General features: G+C 59.6%; 25 protein-coding genes and 1 tRNA gene. 11 read left to right on the top strand and 15 right to left on the bottom strand.

Features of this window, described 5'->3' with window-relative positions:
- Window positions 1-20: 20 nt before the first annotated feature.
- Together QUE41_RS18135 and QUE41_RS18130 are read right to left on the bottom strand one after the other, a co-directional pair.
- Window positions 21-350 carry a zinc ribbon domain-containing protein gene (locus QUE41_RS18135; RefSeq protein ID WP_286340375.1) on the bottom strand — a complete coding sequence of 110 codons (330 nt, stop codon included), beginning with the start codon at window positions 348-350 and terminating at the stop codon, window positions 21-23.
- A 202-nt stretch (window positions 351-552) separates the two neighbouring features.
- The gene (locus QUE41_RS18130) at window positions 553-942 is read right to left on the bottom strand and encodes a hypothetical protein (RefSeq protein WP_286340374.1); all 390 of its coding nucleotides are present in this window, start codon (window positions 940-942) and stop codon (window positions 553-555) included.
- Window positions 943-1066: 124 nt separating this feature from the next.
- On the opposite strand from QUE41_RS18130, the gene QUE41_RS18125 reads away from it, so the two are divergent.
- Window positions 1067-1963 (top strand): AraC family transcriptional regulator, encoded by an 897-nt coding sequence (locus QUE41_RS18125; RefSeq protein WP_286340373.1) that lies wholly within the window; start codon window positions 1067-1069, stop codon window positions 1961-1963.
- Window positions 1964-2001: 38 nt separating this feature from the next.
- Here QUE41_RS18125 and QUE41_RS18120 read toward each other — a convergent pair whose 3' ends face one another.
- The 3 genes from QUE41_RS18120 to QUE41_RS18110 all read right to left on the bottom strand — a co-directional run bounded on the left by QUE41_RS18120 (window position 2002) and on the right by QUE41_RS18110 (window position 4456).
- Entirely contained in the window at window positions 2002-3258 is a 1257-nt protein-coding gene (locus QUE41_RS18120) for a dipeptidase (RefSeq protein WP_286340372.1), read from the bottom strand.
- Window positions 3259-3451: 193 nt separating this feature from the next.
- The gene (locus QUE41_RS18115) at window positions 3452-3829 is read right to left on the bottom strand and encodes a PH domain-containing protein (RefSeq protein WP_286340371.1); all 378 of its coding nucleotides are present in this window, start codon (window positions 3827-3829) and stop codon (window positions 3452-3454) included.
- 550 nt (window positions 3830-4379) lie between these two features.
- Window positions 4380-4456 (bottom strand) — tRNA-Pro (locus QUE41_RS18110).
- Window positions 4457-4681: 225 nt separating this feature from the next.
- Here QUE41_RS18110 and cobA point away from each other — a divergent pair.
- The gene (gene cobA / locus QUE41_RS18105) at window positions 4682-5488 is read left to right on the top strand and encodes a uroporphyrinogen-III C-methyltransferase (protein WP_286340370.1); all 807 of its coding nucleotides are present in this window, start codon (window positions 4682-4684) and stop codon (window positions 5486-5488) included.
- On the opposite strand, the gene QUE41_RS18100 is transcribed toward cobA, so the two are convergent.
- Together QUE41_RS18100 and QUE41_RS18095 are read right to left on the bottom strand one after the other, a co-directional pair.
- A complete protein-coding gene (locus tag QUE41_RS18100; RefSeq protein ID WP_286340369.1) occupies window positions 5450-6271 on the bottom strand; it encodes a TIGR03899 family protein in 822 nt (273 codons plus the stop codon). The two genes, cobA and QUE41_RS18100, sit on opposite strands and share 39 nt — an antisense overlap.
- Window positions 6272-6275: 4 nt before the next feature.
- Entirely contained in the window at window positions 6276-7424 is a 1149-nt protein-coding gene (locus QUE41_RS18095) for an MFS transporter (protein WP_286342971.1), read from the bottom strand.
- A gap of 223 nt (window positions 7425-7647) precedes the next feature.
- On the opposite strand from QUE41_RS18095, the gene QUE41_RS18090 reads away from it, so the two are divergent.
- Window positions 7648-8766, top strand: a complete 1119-nt coding sequence (locus tag QUE41_RS18090) for a tetratricopeptide repeat protein (protein WP_286340368.1) — start codon at window positions 7648-7650, stop codon at window positions 8764-8766.
- A 57-nt stretch (window positions 8767-8823) separates the two neighbouring features.
- On the opposite strand, the gene ppa is transcribed toward QUE41_RS18090, so the two are convergent.
- Both ppa and QUE41_RS18080 read right to left on the bottom strand, forming a co-directional pair.
- Complete coding sequence (gene ppa / locus QUE41_RS18085) at window positions 8824-9357, bottom strand: inorganic diphosphatase (protein ID WP_028111019.1); 534 nt, start codon at window positions 9355-9357, stop codon at window positions 8824-8826.
- A 35-nt stretch (window positions 9358-9392) separates the two neighbouring features.
- Entirely contained in the window at window positions 9393-10361 is a 969-nt protein-coding gene (locus QUE41_RS18080; RefSeq protein WP_286340367.1) for a class 1 fructose-bisphosphatase, read from the bottom strand.
- Window positions 10362-10614: 253 nt separating this feature from the next.
- On the opposite strand from QUE41_RS18080, the gene QUE41_RS18075 reads away from it, so the two are divergent.
- Complete coding sequence (locus tag QUE41_RS18075; RefSeq protein WP_286340366.1) at window positions 10615-10998, top strand: bactofilin family protein; 384 nt, start codon at window positions 10615-10617, stop codon at window positions 10996-10998.
- A gap of 111 nt (window positions 10999-11109) precedes the next feature.
- Entirely contained in the window at window positions 11110-13299 is a 2190-nt protein-coding gene (locus QUE41_RS18070) for a S9 family peptidase (protein ID WP_286340365.1), read from the top strand.
- Between the two features lie 39 nt (window positions 13300-13338).
- On the opposite strand, the gene QUE41_RS18065 is transcribed toward QUE41_RS18070, so the two are convergent.
- The 3 genes from QUE41_RS18065 to QUE41_RS18055 form a co-directional block, all read right to left on the bottom strand.
- Complete coding sequence (locus QUE41_RS18065; protein WP_286340364.1) at window positions 13339-13596, bottom strand: hypothetical protein; 258 nt, start codon at window positions 13594-13596, stop codon at window positions 13339-13341.
- 2 nt (window positions 13597-13598) lie between these two features.
- Window positions 13599-13928 carry a hypothetical protein gene (locus QUE41_RS18060; protein ID WP_286340363.1) on the bottom strand — a complete coding sequence of 110 codons (330 nt, stop codon included), beginning with the start codon at window positions 13926-13928 and terminating at the stop codon, window positions 13599-13601.
- Between the two features lie 76 nt (window positions 13929-14004).
- The gene (locus QUE41_RS18055) at window positions 14005-15336 is read right to left on the bottom strand and encodes a Na+/H+ antiporter NhaC family protein (protein WP_286340362.1); all 1332 of its coding nucleotides are present in this window, start codon (window positions 15334-15336) and stop codon (window positions 14005-14007) included.
- A 227-nt stretch (window positions 15337-15563) separates the two neighbouring features.
- On the opposite strand from QUE41_RS18055, the gene mpl reads away from it, so the two are divergent.
- The 6 genes from mpl to trmB all read left to right on the top strand — a co-directional run bounded on the left by mpl (window position 15564) and on the right by trmB (window position 20730).
- On the top strand, window positions 15564-16916 hold the full coding sequence (gene mpl / locus QUE41_RS18050) for a UDP-N-acetylmuramate:L-alanyl-gamma-D-glutamyl-meso-diaminopimelate ligase (protein WP_286340361.1): 1353 nt from the start codon (window positions 15564-15566) through the stop codon (window positions 16914-16916).
- Complete coding sequence (locus tag QUE41_RS18045) at window positions 16916-17554, top strand: flavin prenyltransferase UbiX (RefSeq protein WP_028111012.1); 639 nt, start codon at window positions 16916-16918, stop codon at window positions 17552-17554. Before mpl ends, QUE41_RS18045 begins: the two co-directional genes overlap by 1 nt.
- 2 nt (window positions 17555-17556) lie before the next feature.
- Window positions 17557-18090: a hypoxanthine phosphoribosyltransferase gene (hpt, locus tag QUE41_RS18040; RefSeq protein ID WP_028111011.1), complete on the top strand. Its 534-nt coding sequence runs from the start codon at window positions 17557-17559 to the stop codon at window positions 18088-18090.
- A gap of 169 nt (window positions 18091-18259) precedes the next feature.
- Entirely contained in the window at window positions 18260-19186 is a 927-nt protein-coding gene (locus tag QUE41_RS18035; protein ID WP_286342970.1) for an ABC transporter ATP-binding protein, read from the top strand.
- The gene (locus QUE41_RS18030; protein WP_286340360.1) at window positions 19183-19953 is read left to right on the top strand and encodes an ABC transporter permease; all 771 of its coding nucleotides are present in this window, start codon (window positions 19183-19185) and stop codon (window positions 19951-19953) included. The genes QUE41_RS18035 and QUE41_RS18030 overlap by 4 nt, the downstream gene beginning before the upstream one ends.
- Before the next feature lie 54 nt (window positions 19954-20007).
- Window positions 20008-20730, top strand: a complete 723-nt coding sequence (gene trmB, locus QUE41_RS18025) for a tRNA (guanine(46)-N(7))-methyltransferase TrmB (RefSeq protein ID WP_286340359.1) — start codon at window positions 20008-20010, stop codon at window positions 20728-20730.
- 432 nt (window positions 20731-21162) lie between these two features.
- On the opposite strand, the gene panD is transcribed toward trmB, so the two are convergent.
- From panD to panB, 3 genes are all read right to left on the bottom strand, one after another.
- Window positions 21163-21543: an aspartate 1-decarboxylase gene (panD, locus tag QUE41_RS18020; RefSeq protein WP_028111008.1), complete on the bottom strand. Its 381-nt coding sequence runs from the start codon at window positions 21541-21543 to the stop codon at window positions 21163-21165.
- Window positions 21544-21733: 190 nt separating this feature from the next.
- Window positions 21734-22585 (bottom strand): pantoate--beta-alanine ligase, encoded by an 852-nt coding sequence (gene panC / locus QUE41_RS18015; RefSeq protein WP_286340358.1) that lies wholly within the window; start codon window positions 22583-22585, stop codon window positions 21734-21736.
- Between the two features lie 9 nt (window positions 22586-22594).
- Window positions 22595-23389, bottom strand: coding sequence for a 3-methyl-2-oxobutanoate hydroxymethyltransferase (panB, locus tag QUE41_RS18010; protein WP_286342969.1), 795 nt, complete (start codon window positions 23387-23389; stop codon window positions 22595-22597).
- Between the last annotated feature and the right edge of the window lie 25 nt (window positions 23390-23414).

Here is a 23414-nt window from a genome sequence, read left to right as displayed (position 1 = left end):
GGGAGCCTCTGTTTTCTCTGCTAGCGTATGAACAGATCCATCATCGCTCCGGCAATGCTGGCTTGTCGCCGGTAAAACTCGGTGTAGCCGCACTCGATGCAACTGACCGAAAAGAACTTGCCGGACTCAACGTCCATGATGCTCTCCTCCCGGCTCAGTGACACATAGATATCCGATGTCTGATAGCCCCCGAATCCGCACTTTACGCATTTGAACTCGCTGCCCTGGCGCCGTGCCAGTGCGTCTTTGATCCCCTGGTGATTCTCCGGATACTCCTCCTTATCTACGCTGTGGAGTGCATCGAACAACTCTGCCAGGGTGTAATCATCGTAATTGGGTCTGCTGTACATCTTGGTCATCCAACGTGGCTTTTTGGGGAGCGCCGGCGTTGCCTGCACGCCTGGCGTGATGGCTCAATTTATACTTTTTTCTTTATTTATGAAACGCTTGTTGGCAGGTGCGAGTGCAGGGAAGCAGGCACAAAAAAGCAGCCCGGAAGGAAGCTTATAACCACCGGGCTGCAAAAGGAGGGATGAGAACAGGGAACTGGGATTAACCCTTCTTGATTACGTCCAGGTCATACCAGGGCGTGGGGTTGATGGGGCAGCGAAAACGCACGCCATCTTCACCCACGGTGACTCGGCTGGTGCGGGTTTCGCCGGGCTCCAGGGGGAACATGTCCAGGGTCTCGCGATCGGCCAGACTCTGGATCTGGAAGCCCACCAGCTTGTCCGCCTTGTTGGTGATCACGAACTCGTACTCACCCGCTTTCAGGCCTGCCACGGTCTCTTTGGCAGAGAAGTAGCCGTTGTACTCATCCAGGTGAATCACAGTTACGCCGTCGGCCCGGGTGGTGGGGGTGTCCGCCTGCACACCGGCCACGGCGGCGAAGGCGATGGCCAGGACTGCGGTGGCGCGTTTCAGGATGTTGAAGATGGTCATTGAGTCGTCCTCTCGTCAGGGGTATCAGATAGATTTGTTTCCGTTCGAGAGAGACTATAGTTCGATAGTGGTGTATTAATAATGCCTATTAGTCCGCAAAATATAACCACGAGTACGGAAGGCCATGTTAAAGAACCAGGACTCATTGAGTGAACTGCTGCGCAGCCTCAAGCTGCGGGCGGAGGTCTATGTCCACGCCGACTTCTGTGGCCACTGGGCGGTGGATACATCGGGCCAGCGAAGAATCCCTTTTCATATGCTGGGGTCCGGCCAGGGGTGGCTCCATATCGAGGGCTGCGAGCCCAGGCTGCTCAGAGCCGGTGACCTGGTGCTGTTTCCCCATGATGTCAAACACCTGGTCTCCAGTGAGCCTCAACCCGATGCCGAGACCCGCCTGAATGACCCCGGCAGCGAGTCCGATGGACCGGCGACCAATCTTCTGTGCGGCTTCTTCGACTTCGATAACCTGGGGAGCTCGCCATTGCTGGATGGTCTGCCTCAGGTGATAGTGCTGGAACTGGGGGAGCAGGGGCGGCACCCCAACATCCGCACCCTGATTCAGTTGATGGTGGCGGAGCTGGAGCTCTCCGAGCCGGGCAGTTATGCGGTGGTGAATCAGCTGTGTTACCTGCTGTTCATCCAGGTACTCAGGTTGCAGATTGCCAAGGGGTTGGAAACCGGCCTGCTGGCGGCCCTGTTCGACCGCCGCATCAGCCGGGCCCTGGATGCCATCCACACTCGGCCCGAAGCCCAATGGTCTCTGATGACCCTGGCGCAAGCCGCCGCCATGGGACGCACCAGTTTCGCCGAGCGCTTTCACCAGTTGGTGGGGCAGACGCCGATGAAGTACCTCACTCTTTGGCGGATGCAACGTGCCCGGGAGCTGCTGCTTACCACAGAGCGCTCCATGCTGGACATCGCCGAGGCGTGCGGTTATCAGTCGGAGGTGGCGTTTCGCAAGGCGTATCGCAGCCTGATGGGGGAACCCCCTGGCCAGACGAGGCGCCAGGGGGAGGGGTGAGTGCCCCGGGTTGGCTGGGGGCCGATCAAACTTTTCGGCTATCTGGTGCCGAACTGCTTCATAAAGGCTTCCCGAAGTTTGACGCGCTGAGGGTACTCTTTACCCCACTGTCCGGGCGCTGCGCCCTCCCAGACCTGCTGAAAGACTCTCATCTTGTTGGCGCCGTAGATCTTGATTAGCTGCTCATCGGTGTAGCCGCGCTTCCATAGCTCATCGGTGATGGCCGGCAGAATCCGGGACAGCATGGCAGAGTCATCGGCACCACGCTCGAAGGCGGTGATCATGTAGCCGCCGTCGTTATACATGGTGGCATTCTTCTTGGCGAAGTCGACCACCAGGCTGACATCGAACATATCGTCTGTCGCCAGCCCAACATGGTCCTCCCCCAGAAGCTTGACGTAATAATCGATCATGTCGGCAGCCTGAGAGGGAGTGATGTCATCTGGCCAGATGCCGTCCATCATCCATTCGGTAAAGGTGGGAGAGACGTAGCCGCCAGCCTTGAGCACTCGCCTGGCTTCCTCATCGGAGATGTTCCGGTAGCAACCCTTGGGGGAAGCGTCAGGCTGAGTTTTGTACAGGCCTGCGGGAATGGAGTGGGTGAAGACGTAGGGGACCCCTGGGTAGTGTTCATCCATATAATCCATGGCGTCCATGGCGGTCTTCTGACCTGTGTGGCTGAGATCCAGGATGGTGCCATAACGGACCATGGCGTCGATCACCGTCCGTCCCCAATCGGTGAGACCATCGTCCATGCCGTTGTATGCGGCCAATGAGCCGGAGCCTGTCCTGAAACGGTCGTTATAGGCGAGGATCATGCTGGCGATGCCCATCTCCTTGAGCAGGGCCATGCGAGAGACATCCTCCTCCAGAATTGTTGACGTCTGGGAGTTCCAGATAACCGCTGTCTGCCCCTTGATGTGGGCGGCTTCGATGTCTCGGGTGGATTTGACGAACACGTAGTTTTCCGGCTCTTCCGCCATGGCGTCCCGGAAGGCCCGGTGCTGTCGAACCAGTTCATCCCAGTTGTGGGAGGCGGCGGTCAGGGTGATCTCGTGGCCGGTGATGCCGGCCGCTCTGGATTCACGGTAGTACTCCAGCAACTGCTCTTTTTTGGTCCACCCGGTCCCGTAGGGGCTGGCCATCATGCCAATAACGATGTTCTCTTTGACAAACTGTTTGGCCTTGTCCGACGCCGGCCAGTTCTTGGCTGCCAGGCTGGCGGTCGACGGGTAGGAGACAATGGCTAAGAGCGCAGAGATGACGACAGAGAATGCAAGGTAGAGGCGCTTCATGATGGTTTTTCCCGATGACTGAGTGTGGAATCAAACCATTAAACATTAGTACGTCTTTTCAGCGTTGCCCGGTTTGGGCTCTGCTGAGCCGCGCATCTGGGAGTTTCCAAAGCCTGGAAACGACGGGAGCTTCGCTGTAATAGCGAAGCTCCCGACTCAAGCCGATGTGGCTCTGAAGGTGGGGACGGCCTGTTCAGCTGAGGATGCACTCACTGATGTACTTATTGAAGGAGATGAGGTCGAAGGAGCCTCGGATCTCGAACCGCACCCTTCCCAGGCCGCTGAGATAGACCTCGATTTCACAATCCATATCCAGGGTGCCGGAGGACTCCACCGAAAACGCCTGAATCTTGCTGTAGGGCAGGGAGGTGTAGTCCACCTTGGAGCCGGTCAGCCCCTGCACATTGGCGGCAATGATGCGCTTGTTGGTAAACACCACCTGATCGCGAATGGTCTTGAAGGCGGCGAAGATGGACTCGCCTTCGATGATGAACTTGTGAAAGTCTTCTCTGGCGTCGGCGATCTCTATGGGCTTGAGCTTAAAGACGGAGGATTCCTGAAAGTCGATCATGGTCTGTCCTTGATTGAATGATGGGTATGGCTCTGATTTACCCAGAGTATAGCTCTTCGACAAAGAACTGAAATTCAGTCTGTTTTCTGTCTGTTGCCTCATGCTTCCTTTGGGCGTCAGACGCTTCGCCCAAGCGGGGGACCGGCCTCTGATGCGCACAACGCCGTTGTGCCTCAGATACGAAAAAGCCCCGCTCAGAGAGCAGGGCTTCGTAAGGTGGTCGGTGATAGGGATTGTTCCGGGCCGCGCAGGCGGGGGCGCCCAGCCCTCTGACCGAGTCGCGTAGCGGCTCTAAAACGAGAAAAGCCCTGTTCTTGCGAACAGGGCTCTTGAATGTGGTCGGTGATAGAGGAGTTCGGGCGGGGCCGCCTAGGCCTCTGACCCGAGGTGCGCAGCACCTCTAAAACGAAAAAGCCCCGCTCAGAGAGCGGGGCTTCGTAAGGTGGTCGGTGATAGAGGATTGGTACGGGGGCGCCCAGCCCTCTGACCGAGTCGCGTAGCGGCTCTAAAACGAGAAAAGCCCTGTTCTTGCGAACAGGGCTCTTGAATGTGGTCGGTGATAGAGGATTCGAACCTCTGACCCTCTGGTCCCAAACCAGATGCGCTACCAGGCTGCGCTAATCACCGATTTCGTTTCGTTCGGTTACCGAACTCGACGGGGGCCTATAATAGCGATTTTCTTTGGATGCGCAAGGGATCTTTTAGGTAATTGTGCTAAGTGGTGATTTTACAGACCGATGTTTTTTCTCCGTTAAATTGATATCTCTAAAACGAATTAAAAGTTCCAAACTGATTCTTTGTGGTTATTAAAAGAGGCTCTAAGCTGTTCGGATACTCTAGAGGGGGAATCTGGTGAGCCTGATAACTTTACCCAATCGTACCGGCAGGGTGGCCATAGTGGGCGCTGGCCCCGGCGATCCTGAACTGTTGACCGTCAAGGCACTGCGCGCCATTCAAGGGGCCGACGTGGTGCTTTACGATGCCCTGGTAAGTGAGTCTATCCTGGCACTGATCAATGCGGATGCGGAGTGCATTGCCGTCGGTAAGCGCTGCGGGCGTCACTCCATGTCTCAGGAGGAGATCAATCGATTGCTGGTGGCCAAGGCCGCCTCAGGGGACCGCTCCGTGGTGCGGTTGAAAGGGGGCGATCCTCTGATGTTTGGCCGAGGCGGCGAAGAGATGCAGGCCTTGCGAGAGGCGGGCATCGACTATGAGGTGGTGCCCGGTGTTACCGCCGCCACTGCCTGCGCCTCCTATGGCGCCATCCCCCTGACCCACAGGACCCTGTCTCGCGGGGTCACCTTTGTCACTGGTCATGGCATGGGCGGCGAGCCCATCTCCGACTGGCATAAGCTGGCGCTCAGCCACCACACTCTGGTGATCTACATGGGCGTGGCCCGGGCCGGGACCATAGCACATGGGTTGATGGAGGGCGGCCTGGCTGGTGACACCCCGGTGGCCATTGTCAGCCGCGCCAGCCAGCCTCAGCAGACGGTGGTGACAGGCCGCCTCGCCGAACTGGAACAGATGGCTACCGATCCTCGCGTGCAGACGCCGGCGGCGTTGATCGTCGGTGATGTGGTGTCTCTGCACCACTCGCTGGATTGGTTCAGCGCCGAACTACTGGGGCAGGAAATCGTCCAGCAGCAGTTTGGTTAGCGATTCGCAGTACTCTTCATTGGCGGGCTCGGTGATCAGCCGGGCCAGCTCATCCCCTACCTGAGTGAAGCGGTAATACCTCAGCCTGAGGCGGGCGCTTTTGGGCACAAACTTCATGGTATGGCCCTGACAGCGGATCAGCATGGGCTGCTTGGCGGGAAGGGGGCCGGTTTCCAGTTCGGTGGCAAACAGCAAACCGAGATCTCTCAGGGTCAGCACTGTCGAGTAGGGCAGCCCCTGGCCGGAGAGGTTCATTGTCTCCTGGCGAGCGGAGCTGAAGCCGCCGAAGCCTGCTTCCCGGCGATAGCCCAGCACAACCTTGTGGCTGGGGTCGCCATTAAGCTGGCAGGAGATCGCCACGGTCCGGGCGAACTGCATCGCTTCTCTCTGGGTCATTCCTTTCAGAGTTTCCAGGGTTCTCAGGCCGAAGCTGCCGGGCAGACTCAGCTCGGTGGCCAGAATCTGAGCCCAAAGCTTCTGCATGCTGCTGTTGTGGATCTGCTCCGCCATCTGGCAAAACTGGAACTGCCAGTCCGGATCCAACTCTTTGTTACTCACCGCATTGCCCGCCAGGCCTATGGCTTGCTTCACCACGGCTTCCAGGTTCTGCTGACGTTGCTCCTGCCAGTTTTTCAGTCGGATTTCGGTACGCTGGGCCAGGGCGCCGGCGGTTTCTGCATCATTGCCGGTCAGGCCGATTCGCCGCGCCAGGGTCACGGCTTGCTGTCTTGCTGTGCGGCTGCTCTCCCGCTTGGGCGGTGCGGCCATGATCTTGTCAGTCATAGGCTCAGGTCTGTGTGGCGGGGAACAGGGCGCCCCAGCGTGTCTCATTGCCCGGCGCAGGCGTCGCCGGCAGGCTCAGGGCGGCCAGCAAGGAGCACAGGCCGATCCCCGCCCCAATATAAAACACCAGAGCCGGAGAGTGTAGCCACACAAGTCCCAGAAGAGCAGGAATCACCACGGCTGCGATGTGGTTGATGGTAAAGCTGATTCCTGCGGTTGCGGCGATCTCATCCGGGTCGGCGATCTTCTGGAAGTAGGTCTTGATGGCGATGGCCATGGCGAAGAACAGGTGATCGATGACATAGAGGCCCGCGGCCAGGGTGGGGTGTTCCACATTGGCGTAGCTGACAAACACCAGGATCAGGCCGACGTACTCAATCATCAGGGTTCGCCGCTCGCCGATGCGGCCGATCCACTGTCCGATGCGCTTGGCAAACAGCAGGTTAAACAGGTAGTTGATCAGGAACAGGGCGGTAATCTCGGTGACGCTGTAACCGAACTTCTCCACCATCATGAAGGCGGCAAACACCATGAAGATCTGCCTGCGGGCGCCGGAGAGGAAGGTCAGCAGGTAATAGAGGCTGTAGCGTTTGCGCAGCAGCAGTCGCTTCTGCTGGGGGGCGTCCTCCCTGAACTGGGGAAAGCGCGCCATGCAGTAGAGCACCATCAGCAAACCCAGTCCGCCGACCAGGGTGTACACCCATTCATAGGGCAGATTCAGGCCGGTCATCAGCAGCCAGATGCTGCCGTACCCCAACAGGGCACCGGCGGCCTTGACCGACAGCGCCTGGCCCATAAACGCGGCGGCTTCCCCCTTGGGCAACCACTGCAACGTCAGCGACTGATTGCAGGTCTCGTAGTAGTGGAAGCCCACAGACATCAGCACCGTGGTGCAGTAGAGGCCCAGCACCGACGGGAACCAGCCGGTCAGTGCCACACCGACACAGAGCAGCAGCAGGGAGATAAGGGCAAACCTCTGCTCCCGAATCACCAACAGCACCAGGATGGCGGTGAAGGCGAGAAAGCCTGGCACTTCGCGCAGGGACTGCAGCAGCCCAATCTCCTTGCCGGTAAACGACGCCACCTCCACCACAAAGTTGTTCAGCAGTACCTGCCAGACGGCAAACACCAGGGACATGATAAAGGTCATCATCAGCAGCAGTTGAGGGCGGGTTGGAGTCAAAATCGGGGGCCTTATCCATAAATCAGTGGGGGGCCTCTATCCTAGGGCGTTGCCGGGGCTTGAACAAAGGCTTTTTAAAACCGGCTGAATCAATTGAGTAACTGAATCTTGCAGAACCCAATTTGTAACAAAGTTGTGGTCGGTTTTGTTAACGCATCAGGGCCGGGCTAGCATTAGGGGTATGAGATCTTTGATGCTCGGCCTCATAAGCGTGCTGTTTTGCGGGTGCATGTCCACCCCAGAGCCCAGCGTGCCTGCCCCGGTGCTGGCGGATTCCGCTTTCGCCCAGGTGGAGGATGCGATCACGCCGAAGCAACTGTTTGCCTTGGACCGGGATATGCTCAGGTTCACCTCAAAGGCCGGTCGAACCTCAAGCAGCAAGGCGATGCGCATCGACATGCTGGCGCAGCTGGTCAGCGCCGATCGCGGCTTTGAGTACGACAACAGCGTCACCCAGACCGCTTCACAAACCTATCAGTTGCGCTCTGGCAACTGCATGTCTCTGGTGGTGATGACCGCGGCACTGGCCAAAGAGCTTCACCTTGAAGTGGAGTACCAATTGGTGGAATCGCCCCCCATCTGGGATCGCCGTGGCGGCATCTATCTGGTCAATGACCACGTTAATATCAAGCTTGAGGCCCCGCCTCAGCCCGGCGACTGGTCTCCCCTGGGGGGAAGCAGCAAGGTGATCGATTTCCTGCCGGGGAGCCAGGTGCGCGGCTACCGGGTGGTGAAGCTGTCTGAATCCGAGGTTCTGGCCCGGTTCTTCAGCAACCTGGCGGCAGAGCACATGGTGGACGAGAAGCCGGATCACGCTTACCACTACCTGAAGCAGGCCCTGGCCCTTGCCCCTCAGATGAGCGCCGCCTGGAATACCCTCGGGGTACTCTACAAGCGTCAGGGGTTGGAGGAGGAAGCGGAGCAGGTGTATCGCTATGTGATGGAGTTGGGCACCGACCCTCTGCACAGCATGCACAACCTGGCGGTATTGCTCGCCTCCCAGGGGCGGCTCACCGAGTGGGCCAAACTGCATCGTCAGATAGAGCTGAGTCGTTTGGACAACCCCTTTTACTACTTCGATATGGCGGAAGCGTCCTACGATCGAGGCAATTTTAGCCAGGCCCTAAGCCAGTACCGCAAAGCGGTGAAACTCGCTGATTATCATCATGAGTTCCATTTCGGGCTTTCCAGGGCCTATTTCCAACTGGGTCAGCTGGACGACAGCCAGCGGGCCCTCACCGATGCCATCAAACTGGCACCGCGCACTGAGAAGGAGCGCTATCAGCTCAAGCTCAGGGCATTCGGGCACTGAATCGGTGCCAATAAAAAAGGTTGGCCTCGGCCAACCTTTTCTCTGTCTGGCTGAGTATCAGCCCTGATCCTGATAACGCTTGGCGGAGGAGAGGATCTCCTCACGGGCTGCGGCCGCATCGGCCCAGCCTTCTACCTTCACCCACTTGTTGGGTTCCAGCTCTTTGTAACGCTCGAAGAACTGGGTGATTTGCGCCTTCAGCAGGGCAGGGACATCATCCACGTCCTGGATGTGGTCGTACTCCTGAGTCAGCTTGGTGTGGGGCACCGCGATGATCTTGGCGTCTTCGCCGGACTCATCGGTCATGTTCAGTACACCAACGGGACGGCAGCGAATCACCGAGCCTGGGGCCAGAGGGAAGGGGCTGGGGACCAGCACATCCACAGGGTCACCATCCAGGCTCAGGGTCTGGTTCACATAGCCGTAGTTGGCAGGGTAGAACATGGGCGACTTCATGAAACGGTCCACAAACAGCGCACCGCTGTCCTTGTCCACCTCGTACTTGATGGGGTCGTGGTTCGCCGGGATCTCGATGATCACATAGATATCGTCCGGAAGAGATTTACCCGCAGGTACGTGATTCAGGCTCATAGATTTTTCCTTAAACAGCCAGAGTGTTGATTGGGTCAGCCTTCGCTGTGGTAGCGCAGGCAGGTGTCGACCTCGTCCGCCGACCCCAGGATCACCGCCACCCGCTGGTGGATCTGATCCGGTTGAATCTCCATGATGCGCTCATAGCCGGTGGACGCCTTGCCGCCAGCCTGCTCAACCAGGAAGCTCATGGGGTTGGCTTCGTACATCAGACGAAGCTTGAAAGGTTTGGCTGGGTTCTTGGTGTCCTGAGGGTAGGTGAACAGGCCACCACGGCTCAGCACACGGTGCACGTCGCCCACCATGGCGGCGATCCAGCGCATATTGAAGTTGCGGCCGCGAGGGCCCTCTTTGCCCTGGATCAGGTCGGCGATGTAGCTCTGCATCGGCGCCTGCCAGAAGCGTTGGTTGGACATGTTGATGGCAAACTCACCGGTCTCGGCAGGAACTTCAACACGCTCATCGATGAGAATGAACTCATCGGAGCTGGGATCCAGGCTGAACATCAGGGTGCCGTTGCCTGTGGTCATGGCCAGCACGGTGGCGGGGCCGTAGAGCATGTAGCAGGCACAGCTCTGGTTGATGCCCGGCTGCATAAAGGCCTGCTCATTCACCTCACCCTCTGGGGCGGGCAGCACGGAGAAGATGGTGCCCACCAGGGAGTTGATGTCGATGTTGGAGGAGCCATCCAGGGGGTCGAAGCACACCAGGTACTGACCCGCGTCGTTGGCGGGCACCACCTCGGTCTCCTCTTCGGAGGCGATCCCCTTCACCAGCGGGTTGGCGGCCAGCTTCTCCTTGATCAGATCATTGGCGATGATATCCAGCTTCTTCTGGGTTTCACCCTGTACGTTCTCGGTTTCGGCGACGCCCAGCACCCCGGCCAGGGCGCCACCACGAACCAGTCGGCTGATCTCTACGCCGCACTCGGCCAGGGTCATAATCAGTTGTTGTAACTCGGTAGTTAAGCCCTGTTTAACCAGGGACTCGTGTAGGCGTTGCATGCAGGGTCCTATCTTTATGATTGGCTGGATTAATTAACCGGCAATGATAGCGAAAAATGTGATGAGATGCAGCGTTAAACGCCGCTTAAGATGGTGAGACAGCGCGATCTGACCGAAAAAAACGAACTGTGTGAATTTTATTCGCTTGAGGCGGGTAACAGTTTTGTTTATAACAGGTCGCCTAGGGATGGAAAGCAGGGTGATTGAGCACCGCTGATGAAAGACACAATTATTAGATTAGGGGTATGCCATCGTGTTTGGGAAAGCCAATAAGAAAAGCCGTTCTGGCCTGACCTATTTCGCCCAATCCAGCCGTTTGGAGGGCAGCCTCCACATTGAAGGGGACTGCGTTGTCGACGGCCGCATCGAAGGTGAGTTGACCGCGACGGGCCTGGTCGTCGTTGAAAGCCAGGGTGAGATCCGTGGCCGCGTCGTCTCAGATCAGCTGCAGGTGGAGGGGCGCGTTGATGGCAAAGTGCAATGCCAGCGTCTGACCATCAGCGCCACAGGTACCGTCGAAGGGGAAATTGTTACAGATAAAATCGAAATCTTTAACGGTGGTCAGTTTATCGGCACCCGGGTCAAAGATGGGCCGAAGCTGCTGGAGAACAAGCAGGAAGAGGCGGAAGAAGCCTGATATCTGACGATAAAAACCGGCAATCCAAGGTAACGCCTCGGGGGAGCCGGTTTGTGATTCCCTCCGGTTTTGTGGACAATCCTGCCATTCGACTCTGCAGGACGACAGACCATGAAACCACTGATTCTGGCCGGGCTGACCCTGGTGTCCGCCCTGGCTCAGGCCCAACCGCTGACTCTGGAACGCATTGTCAGCGAGCCGGCGTTGGCCGGATCCCAGCCCTTTAAACCCGCCCTCTCTCCTGATGGCCAGCGAGTCACCTGGCTCGCCCCCCGAGAAGATGACATCGAGCGCTTTGACCTCTGGCAGTACAGCCTCAAGAGCGGTCAGCGCAGCCGTCTGCTGGACTCCACCCTGTTTGAAGAGGGGGAGCTGTCCGAAGAGGAGAAGGCTCGCCGGGAGCGCCAGCGCATCTATGGCAAGGGACTGCTTGAGTATGACTGGGACACTCAGGGCAAGGCGTTGCTGTTCCCCATCGGGGGCGACCTGTGGCTGTACCGCCTGGACGGGGACAAACCCCGTCAACTGACCCGCACCGAGGCGTTTGAGACCGACGCCCGCTTCTCGCCTAAGGGCAACTATGTCTCCTTCATTCGCGATCAGGACCTTTATGTCATCGATCTCGCCAGCGGCGAAGAGCGGCGCCTGACCACGGGTGGTGAGGGGTCCATCAAGCATGGCATGTCCGAGTTTGTCGCCCAGGAGGAGATGGACCGGATGAGCGGCTACTGGTGGGCGCCTGATGAGCACGCCATCGCCCTGTTGCAGGTGGATGAATCCCCGGTGGAGCTGGTGATCCGCAACGAGATCTACGCCGACGGCATCAAGCTTACCGAGCAGCGCTACCCCTACGCAGGTAAAGACAACGCCAAGGTGCGTGTGGGTGTAGTCAGCCTGGGTGATGGCAAGCTGACCTGGGCGCCAGGAGCCGAAGACAAGGGCGGCTATCTGCCCAGAGTCAACTGGCGCGCCGACAGCCAGGCCCTGACCTGGCAGTGGCAGAGCCGGGATCAGCAGACCCTGCAGCTGTGGCAATGGCTGCCGGAGTCCAACAAGCGCAGCCTGCTGCTGACCGAGACCAGCGACAGCTGGGTGAATCTGGCCGATGATCTGCATTTCCTCAAGCAGCGCCCGGGCTTCATCTGGAGCTCAGAGCGCAGCGGTTTCCGCCACCTCTACCTGATGGATGCCAGCGGCAAGCTGGTACGCCAGCTCACCGACGGCGACTGGGCGGTGGACGCCCTGGAAGCGGTGGATGAAGCCGGTGGCTGGGTCTATTTCAGCGGTCGTAAGGACACCCCCACCCAGCGCCATCTCTACCGGGTCTCCCTGGAAGGGGGCAAGGTGGAGAAGCTCAGCCAGCGTCAGGGCTTCCACGCAACCGTGTTCAGCAAAGATGGCAGCGTCTACCTGGATCACTTCTCCTCCAACCGTCAGCCCCCTCAGTTGAGCCTGCACAAGGCCAACGGCGAGCAGCTAACCTGGATTGAGGAGAACGCCATCGACAAAGGCCACCCACTGGCCAGCTACTGGGGTGACTGGACTCAGCCCGAGTATGGCACCCTCAAGGCGGACAATGGTATGACCCTGCACTACCGTCTGTTCAAGCCCCAGGTGGAGCCGGGCAAGCGCTACCCTGTGGTGGTGCGGGTCTACGGCGGGCCGGGTGCGCAAACGGTGAAGGACGCCTGGAGCCGCCACGACTACTTCACCCAGTATCTGGTGCAGCAGGGGTACGGGGTGTTCCAACTGGACAACCGCGGCTCTACCGCCCGTGGCCACGAGTTTGAAAGTCAGATCTACCGTCACCTGGGTAAGGTGGAGGTCGAGGATCAGATCACCGGCGCCAAGTTCCTGCGTACCCTGGAGTGGGTGGATGGGGATCGCCTGGCCATCTACGGCCACAGCTACGGCGGCTACATGGCGCTGATGGGGCTGTTCAAGGCGGGAGACTATTTTGCCGCTGGTGTCTCCGGGGCGCCGGTGACCGACTGGGGTTTGTACGACACCCATTACACCGAGCGTTACCTGGCCCACCCGGCGGAAAACGCCGAAGGTTATCAGGTGTCGGCGGTGTTCCCCTATGCCAAGGATCTCAAGGGCCAGCTGTTTGTCTATCACGGCATGGCGGACGACAACGTGCTCTACCAGAACTCCACTCAGCTGTATAAGGTGCTGCAGGACGCCGGTAAGCTGTATGAGTCCAAGGATTACCCTGGCTCCAAACACTCTATGCGCGGCAAGAGTGTCGGCCTGCATCTGATGGCCACCATCGAGGATTTCCTCAACCGCCGTTTGTAACGGATGAGGAGCAAAAAAAACCGCCGAAAGGCGGTTTTTTTATCGCTGCTGTTCGGCCTGGCGGCGTTTCTTCCACCAGCGCCACCCCAGAGTCAGGACGATGCCGGCGGCGGCCAGGTAGCAGGAGACCAGGGCCACCGGTGGTGGCAGAAAGGTCAGAATGCCCACAAACAGGGCGAGGCCAATAATCGGTGTCCACCAGGGGCCGGCAAACAGGAACACCATCAGCAGATAGGGCGCGACAATCGCCATCAGCCCGGTAAAACCATAAAGCAGCGCCAGTGTTGTGCTGTCCATCCTTAGAACATCAGCATGCGGTTGCTGTAGAGGATCAGCCCAATCAGCACCACGGGCAGCAGGTTGGCCAGCAGGGAGAACACGCCGCTGCTACCCGCGCCCTTACGCAGGGCGTTGAGGCTGCTGCCAATGCCCATCAGGTTCACCAGAAAACCGATCATCGCCACCACCAGGGCGGCAATCATTGCCCAGCCGCCGGCGCCACCCATCATATTGGCCACCTCCTCGGGAGTCTGAACGAAGACATAGGGGGCGAAGGCGACGAAGAAGGCAGTCAGGTACAGGGCCATGGCGATGCCGAAGCGTTTCAGGCCGTGGTTGGTGGGGTTCACAGATCTCTCCCGCTGTTGCAGATCGAAAAAGCCGGGGCAGTGCCCCGGCTTTTTTAACAGGTAACTGAAGGGGTTATTATGCCTTGCGCAGGCTCACCATGACAACGGCCACCGCAGCCAACACCAGGCAGTACCAGGCGTTGGACACCACCACCAGAGGGGAGAGCTTGAAGGTGGCGCCGGTCAGCAGCGCCTGGGCACCCCAGGGGATCAGGCCCTGGGTGATGCAGGAGAAGATGTCCAGCATGGAAGCGGCACGACGCTTGCGCACCCCGTGGCGCTCGGCCAGATCCTTGGCCACGGAGCCGGTGATGATGATGGAGACCGTGTTGTTGGCGGTGCACAGGTTGGTGGCGGAGACGATTCCTGCCATGCCCAGCTCGGCGGCGCGGGGAGACTGCTCCTTCTTGCTGAAGCGGGCGATGGCGGCGGCGGCGTTGTTGGCCAGCCAGTTGAGGCCACCCTGCTGCTTCATCAGAGCCGCCAGGCCTCCTACCAGCATGGAGAGCAGGAAGATCTCCTGCATGCCGGTAAAGCCGGCGTACACATCCTTACCCAGTTGCATGGCGCTGTAGTCACTGCCTGCGATGGCGCTGACGCCGGCCAGCAGGATGCCGGCGGGCAGCACCAGGAATACGTTCACACCAGCTACTGCCAGCACCAGGATGGTCAGGTAGGGCAGGACCTTGATCAGGTCATAGCTGCCTGCTTCTACGGCGCTTTGGCCGGAACCCAGTACCAGGAACAGCACGAAGGTGATGGCGGCGGCAGGCGCGGAAACGCGGATGTTCTCACGGAACTTGTCCTTCATCTCACACCCCTGGGTACGGGTGGCGGCGATGGTGGTGTCGGAGATGATGGAGAGGTTGTCACCAAACATGGCACCGGAGATCACCGCACCGGCCATCAGGGCAGGATCGATGCCTGCCTGCTGAGCGATGCCATAGGCCACGGGCGCCAGGGCGCCGATGGTGCCCATGGAGGTTCCCATGGAGGTGGCGATGAAACCGGCAATCAGGAAGAAGCCGGGCAGCAGCAGGGAGGCGGGGATCAGGGTCAGGCCCAGGGCCACGGTGGCGTCCACACCACCGGTGGCCTTGGCTACGGAGGCAAAGGCGCCGGCCAGCAGGTAGATCAGGCACATGGCGATGATGTTGTTGTCGGCAATGCCGGCAATGAACTGATCCAGGCTCTTGTCGATGGCCTGACGAGCCAGGGCAAAGGCCAGGACGATGGCGGGCAGGATGGCGATCACCGGGGAGAGCTGGTAGAAGGCGAAGTCTGCCCCCTGGCTCTGGTGATACAGGCCGGCACCCACGAAGGTGGCCAGGAACAGCAACAGCGGCAGCAGGGCAACGACGGAGCTGCTCTGGGGCTGGGTGGCGGTAAGGGTTTGGGACTGACTCATGCTTTCTCTTATCTCTTGCAACCTGCGGCCATCCTGGTCTGCGGCGTGAACTCGACACCCCATGTCGAGTGGGCAATGGCCGCATTGTGTCGGATCTCCCCAATTCTGTCAATCTAGACGTCTAGACGTTTTGATGTTTTTGCATCTTGGTGGCCATAACTGATTGTTTTTGCCGCCATGGAGGCGCAGAAGGTACACTGACGCCAGTTTGATATCGGGATCTCACCATGCACGTTCATATTCTGGGGATCTGCGGCACCTTCATGGGCGGCATCGCCCTGCTGGCCCGCAGTCTCGGCCACACCGTCACCGGCAGTGACGCCAACGTCTATCCACCCATGAGCACTCAGCTCGAAGAGCAGGGGATCGAGCTGATTCAAGGCTTTGAGCCGGAGCAACTGGAGCCCCAGCCAGACATCGTGGTGATCGGCAATGCCATGAGCCGGGGCAACCCCTGCGTGGAAGCGGTGCTGGACAGAGGGCTGAGGTACACCAGTGGCCCTCAGTTCCTGTCGGAGTTCATCCTGCCCGAGCGCTGGGTGCTGGCGGTGGCCGGGACCCATGGCAAAACCACCACCGCCTCCATGCTGGCCTGGCTGCTGGAGGACAATGATCTGGCCCCGGGGTTTCTGATTGGCGGTGTGCCACGGGAGTTCGGCGTTTCCGCCCGCCTGGGTGACACCCCCTTCTTCGTGGTGGAAGCGGACGAATACGACACCGCGTTTTTCGACAAACGCTCCAAGTTTGTCCATTACCGCCCCCGCACCCTGGTGATGAACAACCTGGAGTTCGACCACGCCGACATCTTCGGCTCTGTGGCGGACATTCAGCGTCAGTTCCATCACCTGATGCGCACCGTACCCGGCAGTGGCCAGGTGATCTGGCCTCAGCAGGATGCCAATCTGGCCCAGGTGATCCAGATGGGCTGCTGGAGCGAACAGGTTGTTGTGGGCGAAGCTGGCTGGAAGGCGGTGATGCTCACCGACGACGGCAGCCGCTTTCAGGTGTGGCTGGACGGAGAGCTTCAGGGGGAGGTGAATTGGGATCTCATTGGCGATCACAACATCAGTAACGCCCTGGGGGCCCTGGCGGCTGCCCGCCACGTCGGGGTGCGCCCCGCCGACGGCATCGCATCCCTGGGTCGGTTCCAGGGGCCCAAGCGGCGCATGGAGCTCAAGGGAGAGGCCAATGGCGTTCGGGTGTATGACGATTTTGCCCATCACCCTACGGCCGTGGCCACCAGCCTGGCGGGAATGCGCGCCAAGGTGGGCTATGGTCGGGTGCTGGCGGTGCTCGAGCCCCGCTCCAACACCATGAAGGCCGGGGTGCACCAGGATACTCTGGCGGACGCCCTCAAGGACGCCGATGAAGCCTTCCTGCTGCAGCCGGACGGGCTTGAGTGGGACATGGCCGCGGCGATGAAGCAGGCGCCGGTACCGGTTACCCTCAGTCCCAGTGTTGACGCCCTGGTGGCTACACTGATGGAAGATGTCCGGGCGGGAGACACCATAGTGGTGATGAGTAATGGCGGTTTTGGCGGCATCCACGGCAAGTTGCTGAGCGCACTGGAGGCGCTGTAATGAAAAAATGTGATCAAACTATCACTTTGGCTTTTACCGGCGCCTCCGGCGCGCCCTACGGGCTGCGGTTGCTGGAGTGTTTGCTACAATCCGGCCGCAAGGTATTTGTGATGATCTCCGCGGCCGCCCGGGTGGTGTTCGTTGAGGAGCAGAAGTTTGCCTTGCCGGGTAACCCCAAAGCCTGTGGTGACCTGCTCCGGGCCCATTTCGGCGTCAGCGAAGAGCAGTTGCAGGTGTTTGGCAAGGAGGAGTGGTTTTCACCGGTGGCGTCCGGATCCGCCGCTCCCCGGCAAATGGTTATCTGCCCCTGCTCTACCGGAACCCTGGCCGCAGTGGCCACCGGCATGAGCAACAACCTCATCGAGCGGGCCGCAGACGTGGTACTGAAAGAGCGGGGCCAGCTGATTCTGGTGCCCCGTGAAACGCCGTTCCACGCCATTCACCTGGAACACATGCTCAAGCTGAGTCAGCTTGGGGCCACCATCATGCCGGCGGCCCCGGGTTTCTATAATCAGCCCAAGTCCATCGAGGATCTGGTGGACTTTATGGTGGCAAGGATTCTGGATCATCTGGATATTGAACATCAGCTGTTGCCCCGCTGGGGCTATGGCACCCCTACAGAACCAAACAGAGAATAATTATGAAACATACCCTGGAAGTGATGATCTCCGAGGCGGAGATCAACCAAGCCCTGGATAAGATGGCCGAGCAGATCAACCGTGACTACGCCGGTGTGGACTCCCTGCTGGTGGTGGGCCTGCTGAAAGGCTCCGTCATCGTGATGTCGGATCTGGTGCGCCGCCTGGACGGCAATGTTCACCTGGACTTCATGACCGCTTCCTCCTACGGCGAGGGCACCGAGTCCAGTGGCGACGTGAAGATCGTCATGGATCTGGCCCGCTCCATCAAGAATCGTCACGTGCTGGTGGTGGAAGACATCATCGACACCGGTCGCACCCTGTCCAAGGTGCTGGCACTGCTGAACTCCCGTGAGCCCGCCTCCCTGGCCATCGCCTCCTTCCTGGACAAGCCAAGCCGCCGTGTCGTCGACGTGGAGGTGAAGTACGTGGGTGTGGCCATCCCCGACGAGTTCGTGGTGGGCTATGGTCTGGATTACGCCGAGGCCTACCGCCAGCTGCCCTACATCGCCAAGGTGATCCCCTCCGAGGAGTGATCCCGGACCGCGATTGACAGCAAGGGCGCCTCGGGGCGCCCTTTGTGTTTCCCGCCTCATCCGCCGGTGAGTTTTACCGACAAAGCCGCACTGCGTAATCGCTTTTATCTTTTGGTAGCGGGGGTATAATGGCCGCCTTATCAGCTTGGAGCCAATCATGACCTCGCGCGTGCCCGCACTCGAAATTACCGACCTGAAGAAGACCTATCCCGGTGGGGTGAACGCCCTGAAGGGGATCGACCTGTCCGTGGAGGCGGGGGACTTTTTTGCCCTGCTCGGCCCCAACGGTGCCGGCAAGTCCACCACCATCGGCATCATCAGCTCCCTGGTGAACACGAGCTCCGGCTCGGTGAAGGTGTTCGGTCATCCGCTGGACAGTGAACTGGAAGCGGCCAAGCGCCACATCGGCCTGGTGCCTCAGGAGTTCAACTTCAATCAGTTCGAGACGGTGAAGCAGATTGTCATCAATCAGGCGGGTTACTACGGCGTGCCCCGTGCCCTGGCCGAGGAGCGGGCCAAGGAGTACCTGGATCAGCTGGAGCTGTGGGACAAGCGTGATACGCCGGCCCGTAACCTCTCCGGGGGGATGAAGCGCCGACTGATGATCGCCCGGGCGCTGATGCACCATCCCAAGCTGCTGATCCTGGATGAGCCCACCGCCGGGGTGGACATCGAGATCCGCCGCTCCATGTGGGAGTTTTTGCGCCGCATCAACGGCCAGGGGGTGACCATCATCCTCACCACCCACTACCTGGAAGAGGCGGAGATGCTGTGTCGCAACATCGGCATCATCGACAAGGGTGAATTGGTGGAGTGCACCTCCATGAAGGCGTTGCTGGCCAAGCTCAGTGTGGAGACCTTTATCCTGGATCTGGCCCCGGGCAGCCCCCAGGCCGACCTGGCGCCGTTTTCCCACCGTCGCCTGGACGATCACACCCTGGAGGTGGATGTGGCCAAGGAGGATGGGCTCAATGCGGTGTTTGCCAAGCTGACCGAACAGAAGATTGAAGTGTTGTCCATGAGAAACCGGGCCAACCGGCTGGAGGAGCTGTTTGTCTCCCTGGTGGAAAATGGCCGTAAGGAGACCCAGGCGTGAGTCACCCCTATTACATCGCGTTCAGCAGCCTGCTGCGCAAGGAGATCAACCGCTTTACCCGCATCTGGGTGCAGACTCTGGTGCCGCCGGCGATCACCATGACCCTCTACTTCCTGATCTTCGGTAATCTGGTGGGCAGCCGCATCGGCCAGATGGGGGGCTTCAGCTACATGGAGTTCATCATGCCCGGCCTGATCATGATGGCGGTGATCACCAACTCCTACTCCAATGTGGCCAGCTCCTTCTACAGCGCCAAGTTCCAGCGCAACATCGAGGAGCTGCTGGTGGCCCCTGTGCCCAATGTGCTGATCATTCTTGGCTACGTCGGCGGCGGCGTGACCCGGGGGCTGATTGTCGGGGCGATTGTCACCGCAGTGGCCCTGTTGTTTGTGGACATTCAGGTGCACAACCCCTGGGTGCTGGTCTCCGTGGTGCTACTCTCCTCGGTGCTCTTCTCCCTGGCAGGATTGCTCAACGCCATCTTCGCCAACAGCTTCGATGACATCAGCATCATCCCCACCTTCGTGCTGACGCCGCTGACCTACCTGGGCGGGGTGTTCTACTCCATCAGCATGCTGCCGGAGTTTTGGCAGGGGGTCTCCAAGCTCAACCCCATCGTCTACATGATCAACGCCTTCCGTTACGGCTTCCTGGGAAGCAGCGACATCGGCCTGGGCAGCGCGTTTGCGGTGATCCTCACCTTCGTGGCCCTGTTCTTCGCTGTCGCCTATCACCTGATCAACAAGGGCACCGGCCTGCGCCACTGATCCCCGATGGCAGCGGCCTGGCCGCTGCCCTTATAGCCTGTTTCGGAACCTGCTATGCACGACGCCAACTCCCGCATCATCGTCTCCAACCAGACCGGTGTTCATGACCGCCTGGACTCCCTGGTGCACAAGCACCTGGCCAGGCCCTTCCAGAAGCCGTTCCACGACGCCACCCTTGAGACCTTTTACCGGATACGGCAGTGGGTGCGTGCCGATGGCCGGCCGCTGATCTTCGACTCCTGCTGCGGGGTAGGGGAGAGCACCGCCAACCTGGCCAGGCGCCACCCGGAGGCGGTGGTGATCGGCATGGATAAGTCCGCCCACCGTCTGGGCAAGCATGAAGGGTATCGTCAGGAGGCGGATAACTACCTGCTGGCCCGTGTAGACCTGAATGACTTCTGGCGGCTGGCGGTGGCGGATAACTGGCGCCTGAGCCATCACTACCTGCTCTACCCCAATCCCTGGCCCAAGTCCGCTCACCTGCAGCGTCGCTGGCATGGGGCGGCGGTGTTTCCCTACCTGCTGATGTTGGGGGGCAAACTGGAGATGCGATCCAATTGGCCTCTCTACCTGCAGGAGTTTGCCCAGGCCCTGGCCATCGCCGGCATCGACGCGACAGTGAATAGCCTGGAGTTCGATGGTGAGGATCTGACTCCCTTCGAGCGTAAGTATCGACTCAGCGGACAGCCCCTTCACCAATTGAGGGCAGACTTGAAAGAGTTTTCTCTGCCCTGGCAGCAGAGTTTGCTGCTGCCTGCGAATCCCGCTAAAAGTTAGCCTTATTCACTAATATCAGTCCGTTGCACTTGTTATCACTCTGTTTAAGTCTATGATTTTACATAGACACAGTTCTGGCATGGCTTTCGCAATCCCCTCCTGTATTGGAGCGGTTACCCGAAGGAGCAGCGTAATGAGCAGAGTGCAGCAGAAGTGGTTGGTGATTGGTGTCGGTATGAGCCTGGTGATGGCCTCGGAAGGGGCGATCCTCTGGTTGGCGGTGCTCTAGGTCGCTGAGACACCTGGGGAGCACTGCTTCCGCAAACCCACCGTGCGTCGTCCGGCTTCGACGCAGGAGCGCTGCGCCTGTCGTCAACTGAGTGGCCGCTGCCTGATGCCTCAACCCATGGCTTCGCTCAAATCTCCTGGCAGAAGCCCACAAAAAAGCGCCGCACGAGGCGACGCTTTCCTGACAAGGTATGATCCTGTGGATCAGGCTGCCTGGGTCGGAATGACGTTGGCAGTACCCTTGATGTCGTTGTCCTGGTTCAGGTAAACCAGCTGAGGCTTGTGCGCTTTCGCTTCCTCATCGTCCATGACCACGTAGGCACAGATGATCACCCGATCCTGGGGCTTCGCCTTGTGGGCGGCAGCGCCGTTTACGGAGATGATCTTGGAGCCACGCTCGCCACTGATGGCGTAAGTGCTGAACCGCTCACCGTTGTCGATGTTGTAAATCTCAATCTTCTCGTACTCGAGAATGCCGGCGGCGTCCAACAGATCCTGATCAATGGCGCAGGAGCCTTCATACTCCAGCTCCGCGTGGGTAACGCGAGCCTGGTGCAGCTTCCCCTTCAACATGATACGTTGCATCTAGTTATTCCCTAATTACTTCTGGGTAAGATCCAGCCCCTGAGGGCGAACCGTCTACTTCGCCTCTCGGGCGATGGCTCGTCGGCCAGCTCAAGTGGCACAACGACGCCCGGGAAAGCCTGTTCCCCTAGCGTCGCTGGGCTTTTGAGTCAGGTTGTTACACCTTTTTAACCTGAGCACTATAGCCAAATCAGTCGGCCAGATCCACCCGCAGGTTGTCGATGAGCCGCGCCCGGCCCAGTTGGGCGGCTGCCAGAATCACCAGTTCCCTGTCGTCGGAACCGGCCTTTTCCAGGCTGTGGGCGTGGCAGATATGGATGTAATCGGTGCTGAATCCGGCACTGTTCAGACGCTCGGCCGCCTGCTGTTCCAGTGCACGAAGATCATTCTTTTCTTTCAGTTTTTCAGCCATCCAGTCCAGGGTACGTTTCAGCTCCGGGGCCAGTTGGCGCTCGTCGGCGCTCAGGTAGCCGTTGCGGGAGCTCAGGGCCAGTCCGTCGTTGTCACGAACGGTTTCGATGCCCAGGATCTCAATGGGCATATTGAGATCTCGTACCATGGTGCGGATGACAGCCAACTGCTGATAATCCTTCATACCAAAGAGAGCCAGGTCCGGCTGCACCAGGTTGAACAGTTTGCACACCACGGTGGCAACCCCCCGGAAGTGACCGGGACGGCTTTCACCGCAGTAGAGCATGGAGATGCCGGGCACCTCCACAAAGGTCTGGTTCTCCAGCCCCTTGGGGTAGAGCAGATCCGGTGTGGGGGTGAACAGCAGATCGGCGCCCAGGTCCACCAGGGAGGCCTGATCCTGTTCCAGGGTGCGTGGGTAGGCGTCCAGATCTTCCCCGGCCCCGAACTGCATCGGGTTGACGAAGATGCTGACCACCACACGGTCCGCACGCTGCTTGGCTTCTTTCACGAGCAAAAGGTGACCACTGTGCAGGTTGCCCATGGTGGGCACGAAGGCGATGGTCTGCCCCTGGCTTCGCCACTGCTTCAGCTGCTGATGCAGCCGATGGATGTCACTGATGGTTTGCATGGTTTCTCCTTACTCGAAGCCGTGTTCCTTGGCAGGGAAGATCCCCTCCTCCACCTCACGGACAAAGGCTGCGGCCGCCGCCTGAATGGTGCCGTGCTCCTTGATGTAGTTCTTGGAGAACTTGGGAATGTACCCGCTGGTGATCCCCAGGACGTCATGCATCACCAGGATCTGGGCGTCGGTATCCGGGCCCGCACCGATGCCGATGACCGGGATGCTGAGGTTTTCGGTGATGTGGCGGGCCAGGGTGCTGGGGATGCACTCCAGTACCAGCAGGCTGGCGCCGGCGGCTTCCAGGCCTTGGGCCTGTTCCAGGATCTGGCGGGCCTGCTCACTGTCGCGGCCCTGGACCTTGAAGCCCCCAAACTGGTGCACCGACTGCGGGGTCAGGCCCAGGTGGGCACACACAGGAATGCCCCGTTCGGTCAGGCCCCGGACAGTGTCCAGCAGCCACTCGCCGCCCTCGAGTTTTACCATCTGGGCACCGGCCTGCATCAGGGCGGCGGCACTCTCGAAGGCTTGCTCTTTGGTGGCGTAACTCATAAAGGGCATGTCGGCGATGATCAGCGCTTTCTGGGCGCCGGCATGGACACAACGGGTGTGATAGGCGATCTGCTCCACGGTGACCGGCAGGGTGTCTTTGTGTCCCTGCAGAACCATGCCCAGGCTGTCGCCCACCAGCATGACGGGTACGCCCTGGGATTCAAACGTCGCCGCAAAGCTGGCGTCGTAGGCGGTCAAGGAAGCAAATTTTTTCCCCTCTTGCTTCCACTTTTTGAGGGTGGCAGTGGTGATCGCTTTCATCAGATTGCTCATCAAATGCTCGATG

The organism is Ferrimonas sp. YFM (assembly GCF_030296015.1).
Classification (GTDB): domain Bacteria; phylum Pseudomonadota; class Gammaproteobacteria; order Enterobacterales; family Shewanellaceae; genus Ferrimonas.
This window is presented reverse-complemented; position numbering and strand designations above follow the sequence as displayed.